Origin of the sequence: Mangrovibacterium sp. (assembly GCF_041596335.1) — a bacterium.
Classification (GTDB): domain Bacteria; phylum Bacteroidota; class Bacteroidia; order Bacteroidales; family Prolixibacteraceae; genus Mangrovibacterium.
The window spans coordinates 43,421-69,141 of sequence record NZ_JBFHIT010000014.1 but is presented as its reverse complement, the minus strand read 5'-3'; the positions used below and the strand labels follow the sequence as shown (position 1 = coordinate 69,141).

The 25,721-nt window shown below is 46.0% G+C and carries 14 protein-coding genes; 5 read left to right on the top strand and 9 right to left on the bottom strand.

Annotated elements, in window-relative coordinates; genetic code table 11:
- Window positions 1–181: 181 nt before the first annotated feature.
- The 9 genes from sprA (ABZD21_RS07265) to ABZD21_RS07225 all read right to left on the bottom strand — a co-directional run bounded on the left by sprA (ABZD21_RS07265) (window position 182) and on the right by ABZD21_RS07225 (window position 22,049).
- Window positions 182–7,723 carry a cell surface protein SprA gene (gene sprA / locus ABZD21_RS07265; RefSeq protein ID WP_372773995.1) on the bottom strand — a complete coding sequence of 2,514 codons (7,542 nt, stop codon included), beginning with the start codon at window positions 7,721–7,723 and terminating at the stop codon, window positions 182–184.
- Window positions 7,724–8,190: 467 nt separating this feature from the next.
- Window positions 8,191–15,708, bottom strand: coding sequence for a cell surface protein SprA (sprA, locus tag ABZD21_RS07260; RefSeq protein ID WP_372773993.1), 7,518 nt, complete (start codon window positions 15,706–15,708; stop codon window positions 8,191–8,193).
- A gap of 41 nt (window positions 15,709–15,749) precedes the next feature.
- Window positions 15,750–16,334: a Holliday junction branch migration protein RuvA gene (gene ruvA / locus ABZD21_RS07255; protein WP_372773991.1), complete on the bottom strand. Its 585-nt coding sequence runs from the start codon at window positions 16,332–16,334 to the stop codon at window positions 15,750–15,752.
- 91 nt (window positions 16,335–16,425) lie between these two features.
- On the bottom strand, window positions 16,426–17,523 hold the full coding sequence (gene pdxA / locus ABZD21_RS07250) for a 4-hydroxythreonine-4-phosphate dehydrogenase PdxA (protein ID WP_372773989.1): 1,098 nt from the start codon (window positions 17,521–17,523) through the stop codon (window positions 16,426–16,428).
- 198 nt (window positions 17,524–17,721) lie between these two features.
- Entirely contained in the window at window positions 17,722–18,249 is a 528-nt protein-coding gene (locus ABZD21_RS07245; protein WP_372773988.1) for a nitroreductase family protein, read from the bottom strand.
- Between the two features lie 119 nt (window positions 18,250–18,368).
- A complete protein-coding gene (locus ABZD21_RS07240) occupies window positions 18,369–18,869 on the bottom strand; it encodes a hypothetical protein (protein ID WP_372773986.1) in 501 nt (166 codons plus the stop codon).
- 214 nt (window positions 18,870–19,083) lie between these two features.
- Window positions 19,084–20,097, bottom strand: a complete 1,014-nt coding sequence (locus tag ABZD21_RS07235; protein WP_372773985.1) for an aldo/keto reductase — start codon at window positions 20,095–20,097, stop codon at window positions 19,084–19,086.
- 134 nt (window positions 20,098–20,231) lie between these two features.
- A complete protein-coding gene (rlmN, locus tag ABZD21_RS07230) occupies window positions 20,232–21,257 on the bottom strand; it encodes a 23S rRNA (adenine(2503)-C(2))-methyltransferase RlmN (RefSeq protein WP_372773984.1) in 1,026 nt (341 codons plus the stop codon).
- 111 nt (window positions 21,258–21,368) lie between these two features.
- The gene (locus ABZD21_RS07225) at window positions 21,369–22,049 is read right to left on the bottom strand and encodes a ferredoxin--NADP reductase (protein ID WP_372773983.1); all 681 of its coding nucleotides are present in this window, start codon (window positions 22,047–22,049) and stop codon (window positions 21,369–21,371) included.
- Between the two features lie 245 nt (window positions 22,050–22,294).
- On the opposite strand from ABZD21_RS07225, the gene yidD reads away from it, so the two are divergent.
- The 5 genes from yidD to ABZD21_RS07200 all read left to right on the top strand — a co-directional run bounded on the left by yidD (window position 22,295) and on the right by ABZD21_RS07200 (window position 25,693).
- On the top strand, window positions 22,295–22,582 hold the full coding sequence (gene yidD / locus ABZD21_RS07220) for a membrane protein insertion efficiency factor YidD (protein WP_372773981.1): 288 nt from the start codon (window positions 22,295–22,297) through the stop codon (window positions 22,580–22,582).
- 430 nt (window positions 22,583–23,012) lie between these two features.
- Window positions 23,013–23,915 carry a metal ABC transporter solute-binding protein, Zn/Mn family gene (locus tag ABZD21_RS07215; RefSeq protein WP_372773980.1) on the top strand — a complete coding sequence of 301 codons (903 nt, stop codon included), beginning with the start codon at window positions 23,013–23,015 and terminating at the stop codon, window positions 23,913–23,915.
- Between the two features lie 18 nt (window positions 23,916–23,933).
- Window positions 23,934–24,704 carry a metal ABC transporter ATP-binding protein gene (locus ABZD21_RS07210; protein ID WP_372773978.1) on the top strand — a complete coding sequence of 257 codons (771 nt, stop codon included), beginning with the start codon at window positions 23,934–23,936 and terminating at the stop codon, window positions 24,702–24,704.
- Window positions 24,688–25,524, top strand: a complete 837-nt coding sequence (locus ABZD21_RS07205; RefSeq protein WP_372773976.1) for a metal ABC transporter permease — start codon at window positions 24,688–24,690, stop codon at window positions 25,522–25,524. Before ABZD21_RS07210 ends, ABZD21_RS07205 begins: the two co-directional genes overlap by 17 nt.
- A complete protein-coding gene (locus ABZD21_RS07200) occupies window positions 25,514–25,693 on the top strand; it encodes a hypothetical protein (protein WP_372773974.1) in 180 nt (59 codons plus the stop codon). Before ABZD21_RS07205 ends, ABZD21_RS07200 begins: the two co-directional genes overlap by 11 nt.
- The last annotated feature ends 28 nt before the right edge of the window (window positions 25,694–25,721 follow it).

Below are 25,721 nucleotides of genomic sequence, written 5' to 3'. Positions count from 1 at the left end.
TACACTTAATTTGACGACATGCCAAAGATGAAGACACGGCGTGAGGTCTTAAAAATAAAATGGATCGCGAGTACGGTTCAGCAGCTGCGCCAATTGAAAATACGAAACCCAAATCTCAAGGCAACATGCCAGTCTTCCTGAATGGAATTTCACCCAGGGATGAACAGGCTTGGTGTAGACCTTACTGAGTGAGTGTGAAACGGAAACTAAGTCCGAAACTGGATGTTGAACTGGGATAAGAACTTGATGTAAACGGATTATTAACGACTCTATCGTAGTACATTTTTAGCTGAAACCGATCGCTCAGCTGATAATCTGCGGTCGATTTCAACGTGACCATATTCTGTCCCGACGACAACTGGTCGTCTTCTTCTGCAATATCTCGCAGAACGGTTTTGTTTTTCTTAAAGGATAGATCAAATGAGAGATTCAGGTCGTTTGAGTAGGCTTTCTGCCCGCCCTTCGATTTAATAATCAAGTCCATACGCGGAAAGCGATATCCAACTCCCACAGAGACCTCATTACTCAAAATCTCGGTCAGCTGATCGGTTGAGAAACTCAGCGTAAGATTTCGGGTTCGGTTTATCTCAATATTCGTCGACAAGTTATTCAGCCAGGTAATGTCCAGATTGATCAGCGGGCTAAGTTGTTCGGTTATACTCACGGACGTAATATCGTATTGGGAGATAAAATTGCCGGTCGAGCTGCTGGTTGCGTAGCTCCAGCCATCACCATATTCGCTGTCATCATAGTCGAGGTTGGTGGTATAGCTTCCGATGTTGTAAGAAGAGCGGTAGGAATGACTCAGGCTAATTGACTTGGCAATCCGGTTCAGTCCTTTTATTTTCGACACCATGCCATCGTAGCTAATCCGCCAGTTTGGGCGCAGGTATTTCAGAGAGGGGAACGGGTTGAGCGACACTTTGTCGGGCGACTGCCCCGTATAAGCAGCGATAAATGCCGGGATCAACACATCCTGCGAAGTCGATCCATATCCCCAGGGGAATTCGGTTTCGGGGTTGTTTCCCTCCGGGTTATAGCCGGCTGCAGCGTTTGAAACCCGACGGGCTGCCAATCTTCTGGCGATGGTCTCCCGGTAATCCAGCATATTTTGATAGGCTTTTGGCGTCTCCACATTGGCATCGCCGATTTTCTCGAAAGCGGTTCTCCAGGTATTGACCGACATGGTGAAGTTTCCGCTCAAGGTTCGACTCGATGCATTGAATACATCAGCTTCAGAATCGTATAAATAATACTCACTTGAGTTCTCTGAAAACGATCGACTTCCGCTCAGATTCACACTCAAATTAGGAATAGGAACCAAGTTCGCCTGAAAGCTCCACGCCTCGTTATGATTCATTAAATAAGGAGAATTGAGGGAGGTGTCCTTCGTCAGCCATCCTTTCAGCGCCGCCTTGCGGGCAAAATCTTCATCCTGATACCCGAAAAGGAACGGAAGCCCCGGCGCGTTGGTAGATGCAATTTCGCCGAACATGGAAGGATCAGGATCATAACGACCCATACCGAAAACGGAAGGCTCCGGCATAAACCCCGGCAGAACTGTTCCATCCGAAGAAGCATAGGTCATCGTGAAGCTTTTCACCATCATTGCCGTTCGTGCCGAGTATTGAGCCGCGTTATAGATCCAATTGGTTTTAAGTTGGCGCTTTCCGCTAATTTCCACCAGTGCCTTTTCAATCGTTTTTCGGCTCTCAAAACTAAGCCGGCTATCGTCAAGAATTTTGGTTACAACGCGCACTTGCTTTCCATCCTCATCAAAAACCTTTAGCTGCACATCGCGGGTCTTCAGGTCGTGGGTAATTACGGTTTCCTTGCCGGCCAGAATCTGCACCTTCTTATCCTTGTACGAAACCTCCCGAACCCGGACACCGGCAGATTGATTTTGCCTGCTTTCTGCGGCTTTTGTCCGGGCACTTGAGCTCCGACCGGTCTTAACCCCCGTTCCAAATCGCTGATTAACTGACTTTAAGAACTGCGACTTATTATATAGCGTGGTCAGGTTCAGCTGCCCATTCCCCTGTATCACCCGGGTGTTTTCAATTTCATTCCCCAGTTCAACCGATTCGTCGGTCACCGAGCCGGCTGTCCAGTCGTAACCGGCCTGATAGCGTGCTGTTACATTGGTCCAATCCAGCAGCCCAATTTTGTTTAGCGGCAGTTGATAAGTCGCATTCAAAACATGATTGTACAGAATCGGTCTTCCCAGACTCAGCAGGTTTGAGAGAATGGAGTCCTTTTTCTGCTGGTAGTCGTCATCAGATTGATCGATCACCCCGTCGGGCTCATCGATCCGGGCAGTTCCCTCCGATGAGAAACTGACTGTCAGTGATTTCGTCAGGTTGTACTTCAGGCTAAAATCCCTGACCCATAAGAAATCTTTGTCAACTGTAACCGGAATCTCAATATCCGTGTCAGTGACATCTCTGGTTTGTGTTTCGTTGTAGTAACGGTAGAGGCTGTTGACATAGGAAATCTGGGTTGGCATTAGCGAAAGGTTGAAATCGCGTATTAAGTTGAAGGCATTGCCCTTCAACAGTCCTATGTTTTTAAACGGCTCGTATACTTTCGGACGGTTATTATAGGAATAACTCAATATAAACCGATAGTACTTTTCGATATCGTATTCCGTATAAACATCCCCACTCTGTTGTTTACTGTATGAAAAAGACATGGAAAAGTTGGCCGGATCGATCAGGCTGGTTTTATCCTTTCGAAGTTTTTTGTCCACTTTTACATTATTCAGAATAATGCTTGATGATTGTGAATAGGTTTGCATCAGGTTCGTCAGCGAGTCTCGTTCCGACTCGGAGCTGGCATTTGCCAGGGTTTCCGACATGGTCACATCCGGATCGAGCGGGTTGTAGTACGGATTACTCACGCTTTTTGAAAGGCTGAAAAAAACCGGGATTTTCACTTGTGCAGTTGAAGGAAAGAACTTACCCATTTCAAAGTTACCGGTAATATCGTAGGTACTTACATCGTCAGTCGACCGTTCGCTGATACTCTCATCAATACTGCCAAAACCGGCAGAAGTATGGCTGCCCGCAAAAGTCACGGTACCAAAATCAGCCAACTTCACGGTACTTCTCACGGTGGCTGCCCATCCTCCCTGGTCCTCATATCCGCTCAACCGAAGCTCATCCACCCATACTTCAACTGATTTGGCTAAAGTCTGCAAACTCGATGTCTTATGTCGAATTCCAAGCATCATTACCTGCACGTCTCCAAGGTTCGGACTCCCTTTAATTTTCACCAGGTTAGTGCCGTCATTCCAGTCTTCATGTGTCACTTCGTACACATCGGAAAGCAATAAACTCGAACCACTTTCACTCATCGCTGAATTTCGGTCCAGCTTTGCATCTGTAAACACGGAAAACGCAACATTAATCCGGTTTGCATCGGGCCAAACGGTGTACCGATCAGCCTCAATATCGTCGTCGTAAGTTCCCGCGGGCGTTAGCTGCAACGGAAGTTCATACTCGTAATAGTTGTCGTTGTAATCGGAACCCAGGCGAATAAAAAAATACAAATCTCCGTCATCGAGGTCAGCGCCTTCAATCGCCTCGGCATGAACCTCCAGTTTTAAGCGTTCGTACGATCTGAAATCCATATCGATATTCTTGTAAGCCGCGCGGGAATCACCTTGCTCCAATTCCTCTACTTTCAACAACAACGATTGCTCATCTTCTTCAATCAGGTACGAACTGCTGTAGTCAACCTCCCTGTCGATATCGGGTGGCAGAATATAGTTGACCGGTTCCTTTTGACTGTTCTCTTCGATATTCACTGCCGACAATTCAAATGTGGTATTGGTTCCCGACGTGGTACTGTTTTCCTCCAGATCATCAGAATACTCCCGCCATTCGGCCCGTACCAGATCGAGCGTAGCAAAACGTAAAAACATGGGCTCTTCGAACCCCCGCATAAACATCCGAATAAAACGTATGGACGAAAAATCGGCTCCATCGCCGAACACATCGTCCGGCGAATCGACCGGAATCTTGAATTGATACCATTTTACATCGCTCTCTTCACCATTCGCAAGTTCAACAGTAACGGTCTGCATATCGGCAATGTTATTTTCGCCAACCACCATATCTTCCGGCCTCAGACTAATATGATACTGGTAATAGCTTTCCGACTCGCTCAAGGTATTATCGCTGTTCAAATCCTCGCAGTTTGGAGTTGTTGAGGCTGATGTGGAGTACGACTCGGGAGAATACGACGCCGGAACTGAATTCCCTTCCGGACCGTTGTATTTTTTGTATCGATCCAGAATGCTAACTTCATCTTCATCGTAATCGCTTCCCCGAAAATAGTGATAGTCATCAGCTGCCGGATCCGCTGCAATCGCCTCATAGGCCGACTGGCTTGTAACATTCTGTACACTGGACAGATAGTCACTATGAAAACTCTGCTCGTCGGAATCCGACAGCCCGTCGAAACCAACGTCCTGATTCAATATAGTTTCATCATCACTAACAAAAGAGGTTGTAAGCTGGGTATCGGTTGAAACCCGTCCCCAAACGGTTGTATCCACGTCGGCGACCAAAGCTGACTCCGGAAGACCATTTTCAAACGATTTATAGGAATCTTTCAGCACATCTTCCGACACATCGCCCAAATTGAAATATAAATCTCCTCCCGTGGCTGTTCCGTCATCGTTAGTCACGAAAGGATCCATCACCCAAAAGGAAATATATTCGATGTTGGCCGCCTCAAAGTCGGTCGTTGTAATTTCACGCATAATTCCTCCCCACCGTGTCGTCGGTTCAACCAGTGCTCCGTCCGAGTCTATTCCGGCCGAATAAGGTGACGAATTTAAATCGAAATTATACGGCCCCCGCTCGCTGGGATAGAAGGCGACATTCAAGACCGTGAGAACTGTAGACTCCCCGACATCAAGCTCTTTATCGGGGTAAATTTCCTCGACATACACCTGCCGAACCCGGTGATCCGATTGCTGATCCGTATCCTTTTTAATGTGCGACGGAGTAAGCGAACCATTGCTTAAAAACAGCGGATCGATGTTGTACCATGAGAAACGCGCACGGTTGTATCCATAGGCCAGATCATCATACAGATTGCCTTCGGGGAACAAGTCGGACTGCTCCTGTGGAGTACTGGCCAGCACCCACGACTGACGGGAGCTGAGACTGATATCCGTTTCTGACGACTCAAAATCGTCGATATAAACAGTTCCGTCGGTTGCCCCGGATTCTCCTACAATCAGTTTGGCAACCTCTGCCTGAACCGCGACCGAGGACTCCTCCTTCGTTTCGATAAAGGGCAACTTATCCACCAGCTTGGTTAAGAACTGCGACTTGGTTGTATAATTCAAATCGAGTCCGAACATGGCATTGGAAACAGGCTCGCTTCCATAGTCGACTTTCTCCGAAATTGGACTTTCGTTGAGATACAAGGCTGTTGCACCAATGTTGAAATTATCGGAGAAAGCATAATTTAGGTGGGTTCCCAAAAGCGTCTTCATTTGTACTGAATACAGATCCTCACTTTCAACCGAAATCTGCAGGCTGGATGACGAATCCAAATAGGTTGGGTTAATAATTTTCACCCTCCCCAGGGTGTAATCAACCGTGTAGTCGACATACTCGGTGAGGGTCACTCCTCCCGATGTTACAGTAACCGAGCCCTGTACCAGGTTAAAAGTTCCCAACGAAATCTCGGAACTTGAAGAGCCCGAATAAGTCCCTTTCAGTTTATACTTATCGTGTTCGGCATCCAGTTTGGCATAGGTTTTCGTGGTATCGTAAAGACTCTGATAACCGTATTTTTCTTTATATGTACTGCTGGTTATCTGGTCGGTCAGGTAACTGCCAAAAGGTTCGAGACAGGGAAAAACAATTCGCCCTTTTTCTGCTTGTACGGTTATGCCATCTACAAAGTCAAAAACACCGTTGCTCCCGTCATCTAAATTCGAATCCAGATTATCCAGATTAAGTACGCTCAACAAAGTTCGCCCCGCCAAATTTGAAGCCGGAAGATAATTCACATAACTCCCGGTCGAATCGTTTAACACCGTAACGTTTAGCACAAAATCATCGCTGCTCAAACTGTAGGCATTCAAACTGTAAACGTTTTTCATCATCAGATCCCAGGTTGGCAATTGTGGGGTAAAACTTGTTCCTTTCAGCAGCTTCACGACCAACACATCGGGCGAAGTTACATCGGCCGCAAACTCGCCAACCTGATAGGTTTCGCCATTGGCCGTATAGTTGTATGCCACAGCAAGTACATCGTCTGAATTTAATGCTGAACTGAGAGAGATGTAGCCCAGGTTTGTGTTAACCGTATATTCCGAAGAACTCAATTGTCTGGCTTGTTGAACTTTTTCATAATCCTTTCCCGATTTAAACCCATACGACGAGAAGGCCGACATCGTCTTTGTGATCGACGACACCATTCGAATGTCGGAATATTGTTCGGTTAGAACCGTGTACATTTCATTCGCATCATTTTGCGGATAAACGCTTTCCGGATAGATTGCCCCACTCACTTCCCGGAAAGAAGGAACCGAATTATAGATATTATCGTCATGCTCCCCAAGATCCATCAAGGCCAGAATATTACGCGAGCTCGTATAACTACCCGATTTGTTGGTTACCCAAACCTCGATCTTGTTAATGGTAATCGCTGAATTGACAACCGGCATATTTTTAAGGGCGTTGTCGTAGGTATCCCTAAAGTACTGCGACACGAAAAAGTGTTTATTCGATTCGTAATCCGAAGCGTCAATTTCGAACGATGTTGTTTGTGCGCCTCCTTCAACCTGTATTGTTTTTGTTTCTCCTTTACTCTGCGACAACACCGTTGACATTGTTAGTTTCCCGAACTGCATATCGGTTCTCACACCAAAAAGATTGGTCCCTCCAGTTATCAGAGTTCCCTCCAATGGGAGTGAAACATTGCCCGCCTCAACCTTTTTAATGATCTCGTCTTCGTCGCCCGAGTACTCAAGTTTCATTTTATTCTCAAAATCGAACGTCGCATCAGTGTTATAGTTAACCTGCATATTCAATTTGTCGCCGATTTTCCCAGTCACATTCATCTGGATTGTCTGACTGAAATCGAAAGAGGGAACTTTGCGCTGACTTTCGGAGAGCGAAGGATTTTCAACCTCATACATCTGGTAACCGAAGCTCACATCAACAAAGCCCTGCGCCTGAATATCGATTGTATTGCCTCCAAATATCTTATTGAATGCTTCCCCACTAACCGTTAAACTCGGAATCATCTTCCGCCTTTCTTCGCCCTGCTGCTCTCCCGATTTACTTCGCCAATAGTTACGAATTGAACTCTGCATGCTGTACCGAACGTACTCTTCCAGCGACATCACTCTCGGCAGGCGATAAACGATATTGCCAATCTTTTCAGTCATAATATACTGACCGCTAACCGGATCGTACTCAACAACCGTTTTGATGTTTGAAGGCTTTTTCAGGAACAACGCCGACTGCTGAGTAGAATCGGAGTAGTCGAATTCTGGCTCATCATCGAAAGGGTAAATCAATACGCCGGTGGTGTCAATACCATCAGACACCCGTTGTATGGAATCCGGAGGTACAACTTGCACATCAGGCCTAACAGCCGAATAACCAGCAACGATTGAAGTTGAAGCAATCGCCAGCACTCCTTTTAAAACCATCGCGACCGATGAAACTCTTCCAATTGTTTTCAACACCTTTCTCCTTCCAAAAATATTGACCCGAACGCTCGCAAAAAGTGGCCAGATCGGGTCTCATTCCGCTATAACTTGTTTCTGTTTCCACTCATAAAACCTAGCGGCCACTGTTGCTGAAAACGCAAGTTTTGATCCGGTATTGTTCGCCAAAATTGCTGGAATCGGCTTCGGGGAAAAGGCATTTATAAATTACCGCATCATACGAATCATAATTTTAAGTACAAACAATAAAATAAGCATCTTTCATAATCACAATTAATTTTGACAAACCACAACACTGTTATTCAATTCATTAAACTGCATTCCAATCAAATACAATTTGTAACATTATTTTTCTATGGTAAATTTAAATTGAATATCACCCCCCTGAACAAAAGCGCTACTAAACAATTGCTTTTTGTATCATGCACACAAACAAAGTTCGTCTGACTAATAAAAAAAAATAAAGTTGGTTGAACTCTCGTTCGTTACTGAGCCAAAGTAAAGCGGAAACTCATCCCGAAACTTGTGGTAGAAGTTGGGTAAGATGAAGAAGTAAAGGGTTGATTGATGACCTTGTCGTAGTACATCCGTAGTTGAAAACGATCGCTCAACATATAGTCGGCTGAAGTTTTCAGTGTAACAGCATTTTGTCCTGCTGTCAGCTGGTTGTCATCTTCTTCCAGCTTACGGAGCAAGGTTTTATTTTTACGGAAAGACAAATCAGCCCGAATATTTAAATCGTTGGAATAAGCCTTTTGTCCGTTTTTCGACTTGATAATTAAATCCATGCGCGGGAAACGGTAACCAAATCCGACCGAAAGCTCATTGCTGAGTACTTCTGTTAATTGGTTATTCGCAAAGCTTAAAGTCAGGTTCCGCGACCGATTGATCTCAATCGTAGTCGACATGTCATTCAGCCAGGTCACATCAACATTGATGAGCGGACTGAACATCTCGGAGATGCTGACAGACGTCATATCGTATTTCGAAACAAAATCTCCGTTCAATTCATTTTGAACATAGCTCCAGCCGTCGCCATAGGCTTGGTCATCATAGCTCAGGTTGGTGGTGTACGAACCGATGTTGTAGGTTGAACGATACGAATGGTTTAAGTTGATCGATTTTGCCACTTTGTTCAACCCTTTAATTTTTGATACCACACCATCGTATGAAATCCGCCAGTTCGGGCGCATATATTTCAATGAAGGGAAAGGCTCCAACGACACTTTGTGGGGTGATTGCCCGGTATATGCGGCGATGAACGCCGGAACCATCACATCCTGAGAAGTAGATCCGTATCCAATAGGCCAACCGGTTTCCTGGTTGTTCATTTCCGGATTGTAATTAACCTCCGCATTGGCAACTCGCCGACTAGCCAGTCGTCCGGCGATCACCCAGCGATAGTCGAGCATATTCTGGTAAGCTTCAGGAATATCAATATCGGCACCACCCATTTTCGAGAAAGCGGTTCTCCAGGTATTGACCGACATGGTGAAGTTACCCGTTAGCGTACGGTTACTCGCATTAAATTCTCCGGAATTGACATCGTACAGGTAGTACTCGCTGGCATTCTCAGAGAAGGAACGGTTGGCATTCAGATCAATTCGCAGGAAAGGGATTGGCTCAATATCAGCTCTGAGACTCCAGGTTTCATTGTGGCTCATCATGTAAGGCGAATTCAACGTTGTATCTTTTGTAATCCATCCGCGCTCGGCAGCTTTTCGGGCAAAATCATCATCCTGCCACCCAAACAGGAAGGGTATTCCGGGAGCATTTGTAGCAGCCACCTGACCAAACATGGCCGGATCAGGCGAATAATGTCCGGCGCCAAAAACGCTTGGTTCAGGCATAAATCCGGGAAGCAAAGTACCATCTGCCGTTGAATAGGTAGCCGAGAAACTCTTAACCATCATTGCTGTTCGTGCGGCATACTGACTGGATTTATATAGAAAGCCATTTTCAATTTTACGTTTCCCGCTAATTTCAATCCGACCTGCTTCAACATCGGTTCTGCTTAAGAAACTGACCTGATTTTCATCAATTATTTTCATCACCCCACGAACCTGCTGCCCCTCCGCATTGAAAACTTTCACCTGAACATCCTTTGTTTTCAAACGGTGCGCAATCACCTGAACAGAATCAGCCTTCAGGGCTACCCGGGTATCTTTGTACGAAACCTCGCGAATGCGGAAATTAGCCTCTTCTTTCTTCGTTGAAGCGGCGGCCCTTGTTCGGCTACTCGAACTCCTTGCCGACCTGGTTGACGCACCAAATTTTTGGTTTACCTCCTTCAGAAAAGGTATTTTATTGTAGAGATTGGTAAACGATGCCTGCCCGGTTCCCTGCATCACACGAGAGTTTTCAGTTACATTACCCAACTCCACAGTTTCGTCGGTAATTGTACCGGCAGTCCAATCGTACATCGCCTGATACCTTCCGGTAGCTGTCACCCAGTTGAATAGCGGAATCTTATTGATCGGCATCTGATAGGTCGCATTGAAGGTGTGATGATACAAAACGGGGCGTCCCAAATCGAACAGATTCCGAAGAATGGAGTCTTTCTTCATTTGGTAGTCGTCATCATCCCGGTTAATACGGCCAAGCGGCTCATCAATCCGCGCTGTTCCCTGCGATGAAAAATCGATTTTCAACGAGCGCGTAAGGTTATATCGCAAGTCGAAGTACCGGCGCCAGACAAAATCCTTTTCTACAGTAAGCGGTATTAGAATATCGGGGTTGGAGATATTTCGGGTTTGAACCTCTTTATAGTAACGGTACAACTCATTCCGATAGGAAATTTGAGTAGGCATTAAGTAAAAATTGAAATCGCGAAGCAAGCGAAAAGCATCAGCACGAAGAAATTTCGTCTTCTTGAAAGGTTCGTAGAGTTTCGGTCGGTTGTTGAAGTTGTAATTCAGTGCCAGGCGGTAACTCTTCTCAATGCTGTACTCCGTATTAACATCGCGCTCCTTTTGCTTATTAAAGGCAAAACTTGCCGAGAAATTAGCAGGATCGTATATCCTCGATTTTCCCGACTTATTTGTTTTGTCAACCTTCACATTATTCAGAACAATACTGGTTCGTTCGGTAACATCCTGAGCGATACTTTTAATTGAATCGCGCTCTGCTTTTGATCCGGCATTTGCCAACGACTGTTCCATCGTAATATCCGGATCAAGTGGATCGTACTTGGGGTTACTTACGCTTTTGGACACTCCCACATAGAGCGGAATACGAACCTGAGCTTGTTTCGGGAAAAAGCGGCCCAGTTCAAAATTGGACGAAATATCGTATTCAGTCAAATCATCCGTGGCTCTTTCGCTGGCACTTTGGTCGATGCTTCCGAAGCCAACCGACTGGTGACGGGCGGCAAAAACCACCGACCCAAAATCAGCCAAACGAGTCGTCACCCGCATATTGGCGGCCCATCCACCTTCATTTTCCAATTCACTAAGCCGAAGTTCGTTGGCCCAGACTTCAATCGATTTAGGCAATGAGCTTACGGCACCCGATTTATGTCGGATTCCCATCATCATCACCTCCACATTAGCCAGATTCGGACTCCCTTTTATTTTCACCAGGTTTTTGCCGTCATTCCAATCGTCGTGAACAACCTCATAGACATCGGTCTGCTGCACAATTGATCCGGATTCCTGCATCGCTGCATTTCGCTCCAACTTGGCATCGGTAAATAAAGTCAACGGTATATTTATTCGGTTCGCATCAGGCCAAACAGCCAAACGGTCAGCGGCTATATCACCATTGTATACACCCGGCTCGGTGAGGCTGAGTGGTAATTCGTATTCGTAATAGTTGTAATTGTAATCCGACCCGATTCGCACAAAGAAATGGAGATCATCATCATTCAGCGGCGAACCATCGATGGCTTCGGCATGAACCTCCAGCTTCAAACGCTGGTAGCTCGTAAAGTCCATATTGATTGATTTATAGGCAGCCCTGGAGTCACCTTCTTCCAACTCGATTGCTTTCAATGTAATTGCCTGCTCATTCAGTTCCAGCAGTTGAGCGTTTGCCGGATCAATCACACGGTCAATATCGGGAGGCAGCACATAGTTAACCGGCTGACGGTCGCTGTTTTCTTCAATATTGACAGCGGAAACATCAAACGTTGTGTTTGTCCCTAAGGTGTTGCTGTTGTCGTCCAGATCGTCGGAATAGCTGCGCCAGTCGGCCCGAACCAGGTCGAGGGTGGCAAAACGCAGCACTATTGGATCGCTGAAGCTGTGCAGAAACATCCGCATAAACCGGATCGAACTGTAGTCGGAGATACTGCCGACGACGGTCTCCGGTTGTTTCACCGGCACTTTAAACTGATACCATTTCACCTCGCTCACTGTTCCGTTTGCCAGCGTAACACTAGCTGTACGGATGTCGCTAATAAAGTTCTGTCCCAATTGCATTTCCGACTGCCGGATGCTCACACGATACTGGTAGTAGCGTTCATATTCGCTCAAGGTATTATCGCTGTTAATATCTTCAACATCGGGTAACGTTGAGGCCGATGTCGTATACGATTCAGGAGAACTGGCCGCAGGACGCGAATTCCCTTCGGGGCCGTTGTATTTTTTGTATCGATCCAGTATACTAACCTGATCCGCATCGTAGTCAGATCCGCGGTAATAGTGATAGTCGTCAGCAGCAGGATCTTCCAGATAGTCGCTGAAAGTCTGCGGATCGAGAATATTTTGCAGCGAAGCCAAATAGCCGCCGTAGAAACTTTGTTCATCGCTACTTGACAAGCCATCGAAACCGACATCCTGTCGAAGAATCGACTCAGTATCGGTTACAAAGCTGCTGGTGATTTGTGTTTTGGTTGGCACCCGACCCCAGATCGTTGTGTCAACATCAGTAATCAACTCCGTCTCAGGCAGTCCGTTTTCATATGATTTTCTCGAATCTTTCAGCACATCCTCCGACACATCGCCCAGGTTGAAATACAAATCACCGCCCGACAATTGCCCACCTTCATCATTCACAAAGGGGTCCATCATCCAGAACTCGATGTATTCGATATTGGCCGTTTCAAAATCGCTGGTTTCAATTTTACGCATAATCCCACCCCAGCGCGACTCCGGGTCGGCAAGAGTACCGTCTGCATTCAGACCAGCAGAATAAGCCGACGGATTGACATCGAAGTTATATGGTCCCCGCTCGGATGGATAGTAGCCTAAATCCAGAACCGAAATATTTGTCGCTACACCAATTTCAGTATCCTTGTCCGGGAATATTTCCTCCTGATACACCTCGCGAACCAGATGATTCGACTGCTGCTCAGCATCTTGCTTGATATGCGATGGTGTTTGCGATGTATTTCGCAAAAAAAGCGGATCGATAACATACCAGGCTAATCTTGCCCGGTTGTAGCCGTAAGCCAAGTCATCGTCCAAATCCCCTTCGGGGAACAAAGTTGGTTGATTTTGCGGTGTTGAAGCCAACATCCAGGCTTGTCGCGACCGCAGATCGATCGACGTTTGAGTCGACTCAAAATCGTCAATGTAGACAGTACCGTCAGTCACGCTCGAGCTGCCAACTATTAACTTGGCAACTTCGGCTTCAACAGCCACTGAGCTGGTCTCTTTAGTCTCCAGGAAAGGTAGCTTATCAACCAATCGGGTTAACAATTGAGATTCGGTACTATATGTCAGATCCATCCCGAGCATCGTGTTCGAAATTGGATCTTCGCCGTAATTAACTTTCTGAGTCAGCGGCCGTTCGCTCATGTACAAAGCGGTACCACCCAGATTGAATTTGTCGGAAAAAGCATAGTTGGCATGGGTTCCGAGCAAGGTTTTTCGTTGTACCGAAAAAAGATCTTCACTCTCCGTTGACACTTGCAGCGAAGTACCTGACTCAAGGTACGTTGGATTAATCACCTTCACCCTACCAAGAGTATAGTCAACCGTATAATCCAACCCTTCGGTAAGCGTAATACCTCCGGCTGTAACTTTCACGGATCCCTGCGCCAGATTGACTGTTCCCAATGAAATTTCGGAACTGGACGATCCGCTGTAGCTACCTGTCAAGATGTATTTATTGTGCTCAGCATCTTGTTTGGCATAGGTTTTTGTTGAATCGTACAAGCTTTGATAAACGTACTTGTCGCGGTACACCTGGTCGGTGATCGAGTCGGACAGGAAACTTCCGAACGGCTCAACCGATGGAAAAATAATCCGTCCGGATGTCGATTGAACGGTCACTCCATCGATAAAGTCGAATACACCGTTACTTCCCTCATCGAGCTGCGAATTCAGATTATCGAGGTTTAAAACATTCAACAAGATATGACCTTCCAGATTCGATGCCGGCAGGTAATTCACCATCGTACCGGTTGATTCGTTCTGATAAAGGATATTTAACTCAAAATCTTCGCTGCTTAAACTGTACGCATTCAGGTTATACACGTTTTTCATCATCAGCTTCCAGGTAGGTAGCTTTGGCGACAGGTTGGTTCCCTTCAGCAATTTCAACATCAACGTTTCCGGCGCGTCAATTCCATCGGTCGAGAACTCGCCGACCTGGTATGTTTTGCCATTGGCCGTGTAGTTGTAGGCAACAGCTAAAACTTCATCGGTATTTAAAGCGGAATTGAGCGAAATATATCCTAATTGCAGGTTGACGGTATATTCGGAGGAGCTCAGTTTGCGCGCCTGTTCAAGCTTTTCAAAATCCTGCCCTCCAACAAAACCAAAACCGGAAAAACTACTCATGGTTCGGGTGATATTCGACACATCCCGAACATCAGCATAGTTGTTTATCAACTCCTTATACATTTTATTGGCTTCGCTGTAAGGATACACATTGTCCGGATAGGACAATCCCGTTTCACCCGCGAAAGCCGGGACTGAGTTGTAAATATTTTTTGTATGCTCCCCCAAATCCAACAGTGCCAAAATATTGCGCGACTCACTGTAGTTTCCTGATTTATTGGTTACCCAAACTTCAATTTTATTAATGGTAATGGCCGACTGCACAATTGGCAAATTCCGCAGTGCCTGATCGTAGGAATCGCGAAAATACTGCGCCAGGAAAAAGTGACGATTGGCATCGTAATCGGACACTTTTACCTCAAACGATGTTTTTTGTGCTCCTCCTTCAATGTCGACAACTTTTGTTTCACCTTTATTTTGCGAAAAAACAGTGGATACCGAAAGCTTCCCGAACTGCATATCGGCTTTCACCCCAAACAGATTGGTAGCGCCGGTTATCAGGGAACCATTTAAGGGCAGCGAAACATTTCCGGCTTCAATCTTCTTAATAATCTCATCTTCGTCGCCGGCGTAGTCGAGGTTCATCTTATTTTCAAAATCGAAGGTGGCCTCGGTATTGTAATTCACCCTCATCTTCATTTTATCGCCAATCGTTCCGTTTACATTCATCTGGATTTTTTGGTCGAAATCGAATGAGGGCACCTTTCGTAAACGCTCGGCAATAGACGGGTTTTCAGTCGTATTCATCTGGTAACCAAAGCTCACCTCCACAAATCCTTGCGGTTGAATGTCGATGTTGTTTCCTCCAAATATGCGGTTAAAAGCCTCTCCGCCTACCGACAATCGGGGAATTAAGCCTCCACGTGTCTCCTGATCCTGCTCGTCGGCTCGTTTTCGCCAATAATTGCGAATTGAATTTTGAAAATCGTATCGGGCATATTCTTCCAGCGACATGGCTTTGGGAAGCCTGTAGTTGAAATTCCCGACTTTTTCAGTCACCACATATTGGCCGGAAACGGGGTCGTATTCAACGACAGTTTTTATATTCGAGGGAGTTTTCAGAAAGAGTCCCGAACGGGAGCGATCGTCGGAATAATCAAACTCTTTGCGGTCTTCGAAAGGATAAACCAACACGCCCGTGGTATCGATATCGAGGGTATCAACCCAACTGGAGTCTGCTGTCTGCTCAAATTCTCTTAAACGATCAGATAAGTCAATATTCGGTACCGAAGTCCAGCCCATAGCCAGAACCCCTGAAAAAATGATCGTAATCAAAGAATTTCTCAGAAATGTTTTCAATACCGCTCCTTATCAATTTACAGGCTCTTCAGTGCCGTTTTTATCATCTGCTCTACGGTTATTCCGGGATTAGACTTCAAAATTTTGTCTAATTCCTTCTCAACATTCTTGCGGGCAAAACCGAGCATAACTAAAGCTGATAACGCTTCATCGCGGATAGTATTGTCCGCACCGGTCATTAAAATTTGGTCGCTGGCTGGTAGTTTACCAATTTTATCTTTTAGATCGATGATGACTCGCTGAGCTGTTTTTGCCCCAATTCCTTTGATACTTTTCAGCAGGTTAACATTCTCTTCGAGTATTGCTTTTCTGATCTCGTCGGGGCTGAGCGACGAAAGCATCATTAATGCTGTGCTTGAACCAATTCCGCTTACCGATATCAACTGCCGGAAAAGCTCCCGTTCATCTTGCTCGGCAAAGCCATAAAGCAGAAGCGCATCTTCGCGCACAACCTGATGCAGAAACAAACGGGCTGATTGCTGCCCGTTAATGGCGGAGTATGTATTTAATGAGATGTGGAGAAAATAACCGATCGATCCGGCTTCGACCACAGCGTTGGCAGGGGTAAGTCCGGTTATTTTCCCGATGATGTATTCGTACATAATTCAGCGCTTTCAAACTAAATTTAAAGAAAGAAGATATCGCAAACACATCTTCTTTCCGTCAAAAAAAAATTATCGGTTCCTGCCAGGATTACAGGCTTGGTTCTTCGTCAACAAAATCAACACTCTCGTCCACCTGATTCGGATTAATATCGTAACGCTTCAGTGGATTCTTGCTAATTTCCTTATACAATTCGCGGTTTTTGTGCACATCAATTGCCATATACAATGCTTCGCGGAATGACTCCGGCGACGCTTTTCCTTCTCCGGCAATATCGAACGCCGTTCCATGCGAGGGTGAAGTCCGGATAATAGGCAATCCTGCGGTGTAGTTCACCCCGCGTTCGAACGAGATTACTTTGAAAGGTGTCAATCCCTGATCGTGGTACATGGCTAGAATGGCGTCAAACTTCACATAGTCGCCCGATCCGAAAAATCCGTCGCAAGGATATGGTCCAATGGCCAAAATTCCTTCTTCCTTAGCTTGTTCAATCGCCGGAATGATGATGTCTTTTTCTTCCGACCCAAGTAAGCCGCCATCACCGGCATGTGGATTTAGTCCCAACACCGCGATTCGTGGCTTTTTAATGCTGAAGTCCTGCTCCATCGATGAGGCGATAATCCGCAACTTTCGCACGATAGCTTCCTTGGTAATCATAGAGGTTACTTTTGATAGCGGAACGTGAGTCGTCACGACTCCGATCTTCATCATCTCGCTAACCATCAGCATCACATGATTTTTCGCTTCGAACTGCTCGGCTAAAAATTCGGTATGCCCCGGGAAATTGAATTTTTCGCTTTGAATGTTATCCTTGCTGATTGGGCCGGTAACCAGCGCGTCAATCACTCCTGCTTTCAAATCATTCACAACGGCTTCCAACGCCATGTACGACGCTTCGCCGGCGACATCGGATATTTTCCCCAATTCAACCCGTACATTATCGTCGATACAATTGATGATGTTGGCTTTGCGGGGATCAGCTTCCGAAGCACTTTTAATGGTGTTAAAATTAAAATGCTCCATGTTCAGCGCTTTCCGGTGATAGGCTGCCACCTTAGGCGATCCGTAAACAATTGGTGTACACATTTCGAGAATGCGGGGATCACTCAGCGTTTTCATAATCACCTCGTAGCCAATTCCGTTAATATCACCTTGTGAAATACCGATTTTTATTTTATGTCTGCTCATGTTTTTAACTTCTACTGGTTATTTTTCTGCTAAAACCGCAACCTTCTGCGATTGCTTAGTTCCGTGTAAATTTAATTCTAAAATCTACTTTATCAAAAAAGATTCAGAAAGCCCTGTTTTTTATTCATCAGCTTACTAAAACAAGCGCAAACATTTAGAAAACCGCCGGTCTAAAATGAACCGATACTCGACCGGCTCCTATTTCAAGTTGAAATGTTCGACGTGAATTTTATCCCACAAAAGATCCGATGCGTCTTTGGGTGCCCGATTTTGAGCCGAATAACCAATGGCAATAACACTCAAAATTTTTAAGTTCGAGGGAATCTGAAGCAGTTCGCGCAAGTAGCTCTCTGCAGTTTGATTTTCACTGTGATCGCGATCGCGGATTTGAACCCAACAGTTTCCCAAACCGATTGACTGAGCAGCTAACATCAGAATCGTTGATGCGACCGAACAATCTTCAATCCAGGCCTCTGTTTTCGAGTCATCAGCCATAACCACCACTGCCAAAGGCGCGTTCTCCAAAAACTTGCTCCCAAAGGGTTTCGCTCCGGCCATCGCCCGAATGGTTTCCTTGTTCTGAACAAATAAAAATTCCCAGGCATTGGCATTTTTCGAAGCTGGCGAACGTAAAACAGCCTCTTGTAGTAAAGTAAGTTTTTCTGCTTCTACCGGCTGATTGGTAAATTTCCGAATACTTCGGCGTTGGCGGATGAATTCAATCATAGTCTTTGTTTTTGCATTATAGATCGGACTGCAAAACAACTATATTTTGTCGACATAAGCCTAACATGAGCGTCAGGAGGGGAAAAGGAAATAAAATTTTAATGGTTGGGACACTGCTTTTAAATTAGAACCACCAAGACCACCAAGAGCAACAACAGCATAAAAAGCACCAACTGATTGCGAACAAACAAGCCGAGTAATATCAGGATTTCAAGCTCTTCCGAGTCCGACGAATAAATCTCAATCGATCCTTTGTCTTTCGATAAAAACTCATCACTCTGAAATACAATCATCTCTTGACCATTGAACTTCCAAGCCCAACGCGATTGCCAGAAATTCTTGATTTCCAATTCAAATCGTTTTCCGTTTAAAACTAAATCGCTTCTTGGGTTGAACAAATTAATCATGATTGTTCCCAGGGGCGCCTCGTTGGTCGCATCAGAAATCTCAAGTTTTGAAAGGAAGAAGTCGCGGTTCAGCAAAAAGCGCCGTCCGTTCAATGTAGCCATCGCTTCCGAACTGAATAAATTGTTCCAGTCGATCACACCAATCTGTCTTCCATCACGGGCAACCGTCAGCTTATTTTTCAATAATCCTTTCGACCAAATCAATCTGTCCATACCAACAATCCTTTTTTTATACAGAAACGCAATTTAACTATTTTGAAAGATTCCAGATAGCGCGCAAGTGCTTAAAAATGTTAAAAGTTCTCCTGCGTCCGGAGCGATTCCGTCAACCACCATGTGTAGCCATTGACATTCCGGACTATCGTTTCGGAATTGAACAGAAAAGCCGGAACATGGTCGTTCCGGCAGCTAATGTAGTTTATCCGTGTTATTCTCGGTATCGTCCCTGCCGCTCGAGCATCCACCCCGGATATTCCGGTTCCAGTTTGCTCACAGCGTCCAGACTGGCCAACTCTTCAGCTGACAGTTTCACCTCCGTCGCTTTTAAGTTATCAAGCAGCTGACTTTGCTTTTTCGCGCCAACAATTACGGAGCTAACTACCGGCTGACAAAGCAGCCAGGCCAATGCGATTTGAGCGACGCTCACCGCTTTGTTCTTGGCAATTTCCTGCATCACATCGATCACATCAAAAGCCCGTTCCTTATTAACTGGCGGAAAGTCGAAACTCACCCGGCGGCCCTCTTCGGTGCTGGCATTACGGCTGTACTTTCCACTCAGAAAACCTCCGGCCAATGGACTCCATACCATGAGACCCATTTTCTGATCGATTAACATGGGCACAACATCGCGCTCCAAATCGCGACCGGCAATAGTATAATAAGCCTGCAGCGAAACATATTTCGAAATATTCTTTCGTTCGGAAATGCCACGTGCTTTCATAATTTGCCAGGCGGCTAAATTGGAGCAACCAATGTAGCGCACTTTACCGCTTTTCACCAGCGAGTCGAGCGCATCCAGGGTTTCCTCAAAGGGCGTGAAGGAGTCGAAACCATGCACCTGGTACAAGTCGATATAATCCATTTTAAGGCGCGTGAGGCTTTCATCGGCCTGCTGCAAAATGTGTTTGCGGGTCAATCCGCACTGATTGGGGCCGGTTCCCATTGGGCCAAGCACTTTGGTTGCAATCACCAAATCATCGCGTTTCAGTCCCAAGTCCCGGATGGCTTGTCCGGTCATTATTTCACTAATACCTTCGCTGTATACATTAGCGGTGTCAATAAAATTCACTCCGGCATCAACGGCGGTTTTCACTAAATCGTTTACCTCCAACTGCGGAACTTCGCCGATGGCTGTCCAAAAGCCTTTTCCTCCGAAAGTCATCGTTCCCAAACAAAGTTCAGAAACCTGAAGCCCGGTATTTCCCAATAAATTGTATCGCATGATCTGAAATTTTTAACTTATCACTCAAAGTTAAAACAGAAATTGCAATTCGAGACCTCAAATTGCAATTCATTTCAGCGATGATTCGTTCAAAAATGAACCGAATCTTCTGGTATTTTTTATTGAAGGAAAGCCTAGTTTTTCAGCAGCGCTTTGGTTGATAGTAATCCACAGGCCGCATAGATATCCTGTCCTCGTGAAGCACGAATTGTTGTGGTGATGCCCTTTTTCTCCAGCCCTTCTTTGAATTCGATCAAGGTTGTTTCGTCGGTTCCTTTGAGCGGGGTGTCCGGTATCGGATGAAAACGAATGAGGTTAATCCGACATTTAATGCCATCGAGCAGTCGAGCCATTTCTCGAACATGTGCAGGCGTATCATTCAGTCCGTGGAAAACGATGTACTCGAACGACACGCGACGCTGACGGCCAAAGTCCCAATTTCGGATTTCCTGTAGTACTTCTTCCAGCGGATACGCAATTTCCACCGGCATCAAGCTCTGGCGCTCTTCGTGAAAAGGCGTGTGCAAACTAATTGCCAGGTGGCATTCGCTTTCGTTCAGAAAACGCACCAGGCCGGGTACAATACCGATCGACGAAACCGTGATCCGCCTTGGACTCATGGCAAAACCCCATTCCGAAGTCAGGATTTGTGTGCTCTTCAGCACTTCATCCAAATTATCGAACGGCTCGCCCATCCCCATGTACACAATATTGGTCACGTCTTCCCACTCCGGAATATTTCGAATCTGATTCACAATTTCACCGGCAGTCAGTTGTCCCTGAAAGCCTTGCTTGCCAGTCATGCAAAACAAACAGCCCATTTTACAGCCCACCTGCGACGAAACGCAAACGGTCTTTCGGTCCTTATCAGGAATCATGGCCGTCTCCACAAATTTCCCCTGCCCGGTTGGGAAAAGGTACTTTTTGGTTCCGTCCACACTCTCCTGCACTTTCGTGGTTTCAATCAGCCCGAAGGTGTATTTCTCGCTGAGCGATTCACGCGCTTTTTTGGAAAGATTGGTCATCTCTTCAATACTCGACACCGGCTTTTTGTATAGCCAGTCGGCAATTTGTTTCGCCGCGAATTTTGGCAATCCCAAGTCCGCACAAACGGCTTGCAATTCCTCCAATGTCTTTCCAAATAAAGCTTCCTTCTGCATCGTGTAAATTTTCTGCAAAGTTATAAAAGAGAATCAGAACCGAAAACAGCGAGACTCAGGCAGAACTATGCTATTTGCAAGCGCTTCAGCCCACTTCCCGTTTTCAATCTTTTAAAAATAAATCTCGGCGATAATATTTTCGTAAGGCACACCTTTCCTGATCAGCAGGTCGCGAACCTCAACCACCATGATCGCTTTTCCACACAAATAGTATTGCGCAGTTCTCGGAAGTTCGGATCGATTTTCGAGGTAGTCGGTTACCCTGCCGGGAAACACATCGCACGACTGCTCTCGCGAACAGCAACGCTGGTAGTTTTTGTCCATCGCCCAATCCAGCTCATCTTCAAAATAAAACTGATTGAGATAACTGGCTCCATGAATCAACATTTTATTGCCGGCCAAACCGGATTGAAACATGCTGTAAAAAGGAGCGATTCCCGTTCCGGTAGCAATCCACCAGGCGGGTTTCTTGTTGCCGACAAAGCTCCCGTATGGCGCACTAAGCAACACTTTATCACCGGGAATAAGGCCTGCCAACCGGGGAGTCAGGTACCCATCGTCCTTTATATTGAAAAGAATACGCAACTCTTCGTCGCTGTTTCCGCTGCAAATGCTGTAAATACGAGGCGGCTGAACCTGGTCGACCGCCAGCTTTACAACCTGTCCGGGTTTAAAATCGTGAACTCGTTTAACAGACAGGAGAAAAACTCCCGGCGATATTTCTTCGTTATTAACCACTGTTTCTTCAAACAGCTGATGATCTTTTTTAATATATTCTTCGGCTTTTGCCATGATATCCAATTTGTATGCTTCCTAAACACAAATGTATCCGTTTGGTTCGTCCGTTCTTATGCAAAGCCGCCAATACGCGAAAACAAGGCCGTGAAAATTAGCGTAAAAGAATGCCGCAAACACCTGAAACCACGCTTTAAGTCTCCGGGAACAAAGCTTATTTCCGGCATCACAAAAACTTCCACATCGACTAAATGGACATTCAATCCTCAATCTTTTAGTAACTTTGTCGCAAACAGAACCACATGCGTCGTGCAATAAAACTCGTATTAAAACTCGCAGGCTGGATCTTGCTGATTCCGGTTTACTTTTACCGCGCTGCCATCTCTCCGCTGCTCCCCAACTCGTGCCGCCATATACCAACCTGCTCGCAATATGCCATTGATGCGGTAAAAATTCACGGTCCTTTCAAGGGTTTCTATCTGGCCACCAAACGCATTTTGCACTGCCATCCCTGGGGGACACACGGCTACGACCCTGTTCCACCAAAAGAGCAAATTAAGGTGAAGAAGATGGATATTGATTCGAACTAATCCGGTCACCACCGGAAACCGGAATTTACCATTCATTCAAACACGCCCTTTATTTGCGGCTATATAAAAAGGAATGATTGGCTCAGCCTTGCCGCACGCACCAATTTCTACGAGGAATGCAAACAGGTTCAACGTTTGGCGATGCCCTGCAGAAACGGGTGAACCATGTTCAGGCTAAAACTCAATTTCAACTGAAAACAAGCTGCTGTTTTGTATCAATTTGGTGCCTTCATCCTTCTCTGTCGAAGAAAATTACCTTTTGCTCAACAAAATCGATCGTTCCCGGTTAATAGTCGCACAAAGTAAAATCAGGTCGAAGTCAAAGGGAAGGAATCGCACGGGAAAGCTGAATTTTCAACCGAGTGACTTCCCGCATTATTCCGACCGACTTATTATCTTTGATCGAGATTTGACAACACAAGAAACATTTATGAGAAAACTATTCGCCTTTATTTTCATTTTTTCGATGGCCTGCTCCGGCCCAACAAAATCGGGCAAACCAACCATTGCAGTAACTATTTTGCCTCAGAAATATTTTGTAGAACAACTAGCCGGCGACCTGGTTACGGTTAACGTATTGGTGCCGCCGGGTGCCAGCCCCGAACTGTACTCACTTATGCCTTCGCAAATGACCGGCCTCTCGTCGACACTGGCTTGGATTGGAATTGGGAAAATTGGGTTCGAAGAAGGATGGGTCGACAAAATACGGGAAAGCAACCCCAACCTAAAATACTTCGACAGCTCGGCTCAAGCCGATTGGATTGCCGGCAAGGAAGAAGTGCATGGCGACCATGTGCATCTGCATGGTGTTGATCCGCATATTTGGTCGGCGCCCGACGAAGTGAAAAAGCTGGTGAACGAAACCTACAAAGCACTGGTTCAGGTATTGCCCGAACACCGCGAGTTGCTGCTGGCGAACCACAACCGCTTTCAAACTGAAATTGACTCGCTCGATGCCGATTTGAAAGCCACATTCGAAAAATTGCCATCGAAAAAGTTCCTCATTTTTCACCCTTCGCTTACCTATTTGGCTCGCCAATACGGGTTAGAGCAAGTGGCAATGGAGATCGACGGCAAGGAACCTTCGCCCAAACACCTGAAAGAATTGGCTGAAATAGCCAAAAATGAAAATATAAAAGCCATTTTTGTGCAAAAGGAATTTAATATGGAAAACGCGCGCCAAATGGCTCGTGAAATCGGCGGCGAAGTTATACAGATTGATCCGCTGAATGAAATTGGGCCGATGAACTGCGAACGATCGCGACAAAAATCACCAATGCAGAACAATTGCAGTAAAATAGTGGCTGCACGCAACGACCAGCAACCCGAATGAAAGCACCCAACAACCGGAATGACAAAACTGCTCGAAATAAAAAACCTCACCGTTAGCTACGACCACGAAGTGGTACTGAAAAACGTTAATCTGGCCATTGCGGAACACGACTTTTTGGGCGTGATTGGCCCGAACGGAGGCGGCAAAACAACGTTGATAAAAGCATTACTGGGTCTGGTAAAACCGGAAAAGGGAGACATCACTTTTCACATTCCCGAAACCCGGATTGGCTACCTTCCGCAAATTAACCAAATTGACAAACGTTTTCCGATTTCGGTGCTCGATGTGGTGCGCTCGGGAAAAACCGACCGACGCAGCTTCAGCCTTTTCAGCCAAAATAAAACTGAAATTAGCCACGCCGAACATTTACTCGAAGAAATGGGTGTGTTGCATTTGCGCGATAAAGCCATTGGCGAACTCTCGGGCGGACAAATGCAACGGGTGTTCCTCTGCCGTTCGCTAATGAATAACCCTGAACTACTGGTACTGGACGAGCCCGACACATTTGTAGACAACCAGTTTGAGAGCGAACTGTACGACAAATTGAAAGAGCTGAACAAACGAATGGCGATTATATTAGTATCGCACGATGTGGGCACCATTTCATACTATGTAAAAACCATTGCCTGCGTGAATCGCTCACTGCACTATCACCCGAGCAACATTATCAGCACCGAGCAACTGGCATCGTATAATTGTCCGTTGCAAATAATTACCCACGGCGACATTCCACACACCGTATTAAGCCTTCACGACAAACATAAGCACGACCATGGGCACCATCATTGATTTGTTTCGATACGACTTTTTTATGAATGCCTTTTGGGCATCGTTTTTTGCAGCTATCACCTGTGGAATTGTAGGTACATACATTGTTGCCCGACGCATTGTGTTCATCAGCGGTGGCATTACCCATGCCTCGTTTGGAGGAATTGGCATTGGCTATTTTCTGGGGCTCAACCCACTTCTCGGAGCAGCGGTATTCTCTGTACTTTCGGGTTTGGGCATTCAATATTTCACCCGGACGGCACGCCTGCGCGAAGATTCGTCGATCGCCATTTGGTGGTCGCTGGGCATGGCCATTGGCATTATTTTCATTTACCTGTCGCCCGGCTACGCGCCAAACCTCATGAGCTACCTTTTTGGAAGTATCCTCACCGTATCGAGCACCGAAATCTGGCTCATGGCAGCCCTTTCATTCATTCTCGTTGCCTTTTTCGTATTGTTTTACCGGGCCATCCTGTACGTAGCCTTCAACGAAGAATTTGCGAAAACAACCGGCCTGCCCGTTAACCTGATCAATTATATTCTGATTAGCCTCATCGCGGTGACTATTGTGATGAACATCCGCGTGGTGGGCATCATCCTCATCATGTCGTTGCTTACCCTGCCGCAAGCAACCGCCAACCTGTTCACACACGATTTCAGGATGATGATGCTTTACTCGGTTGGCTTTGCTTTTGTAGGCTCTTTTGCCGGCCTGCTCTTCTCGTTTTATGCCGACATACCTTCGGGGGCATCCATCATTTTCACCCTGGTGTTACTATTCGGTTTTATGAAAGGAATTGCTTATCTTTTTGGACGCCAAAAACGAAACCATGCCAACTGACGAACACATTATTTGTCCGAACTGCGGAACCCAGTACATGAAAGATGAACTGGAACGCGACTGCGGCAATTGCTTTGCCTGTACCGGATGCGAGATTTATATCTGTTTGAACTGCCGCCACGAGATTGTGGTAAAACCAATGCAAAATCCGGGAATGAAGAAGGGCTAAATCGCCAACCCGCATCCCGTAAATTGAG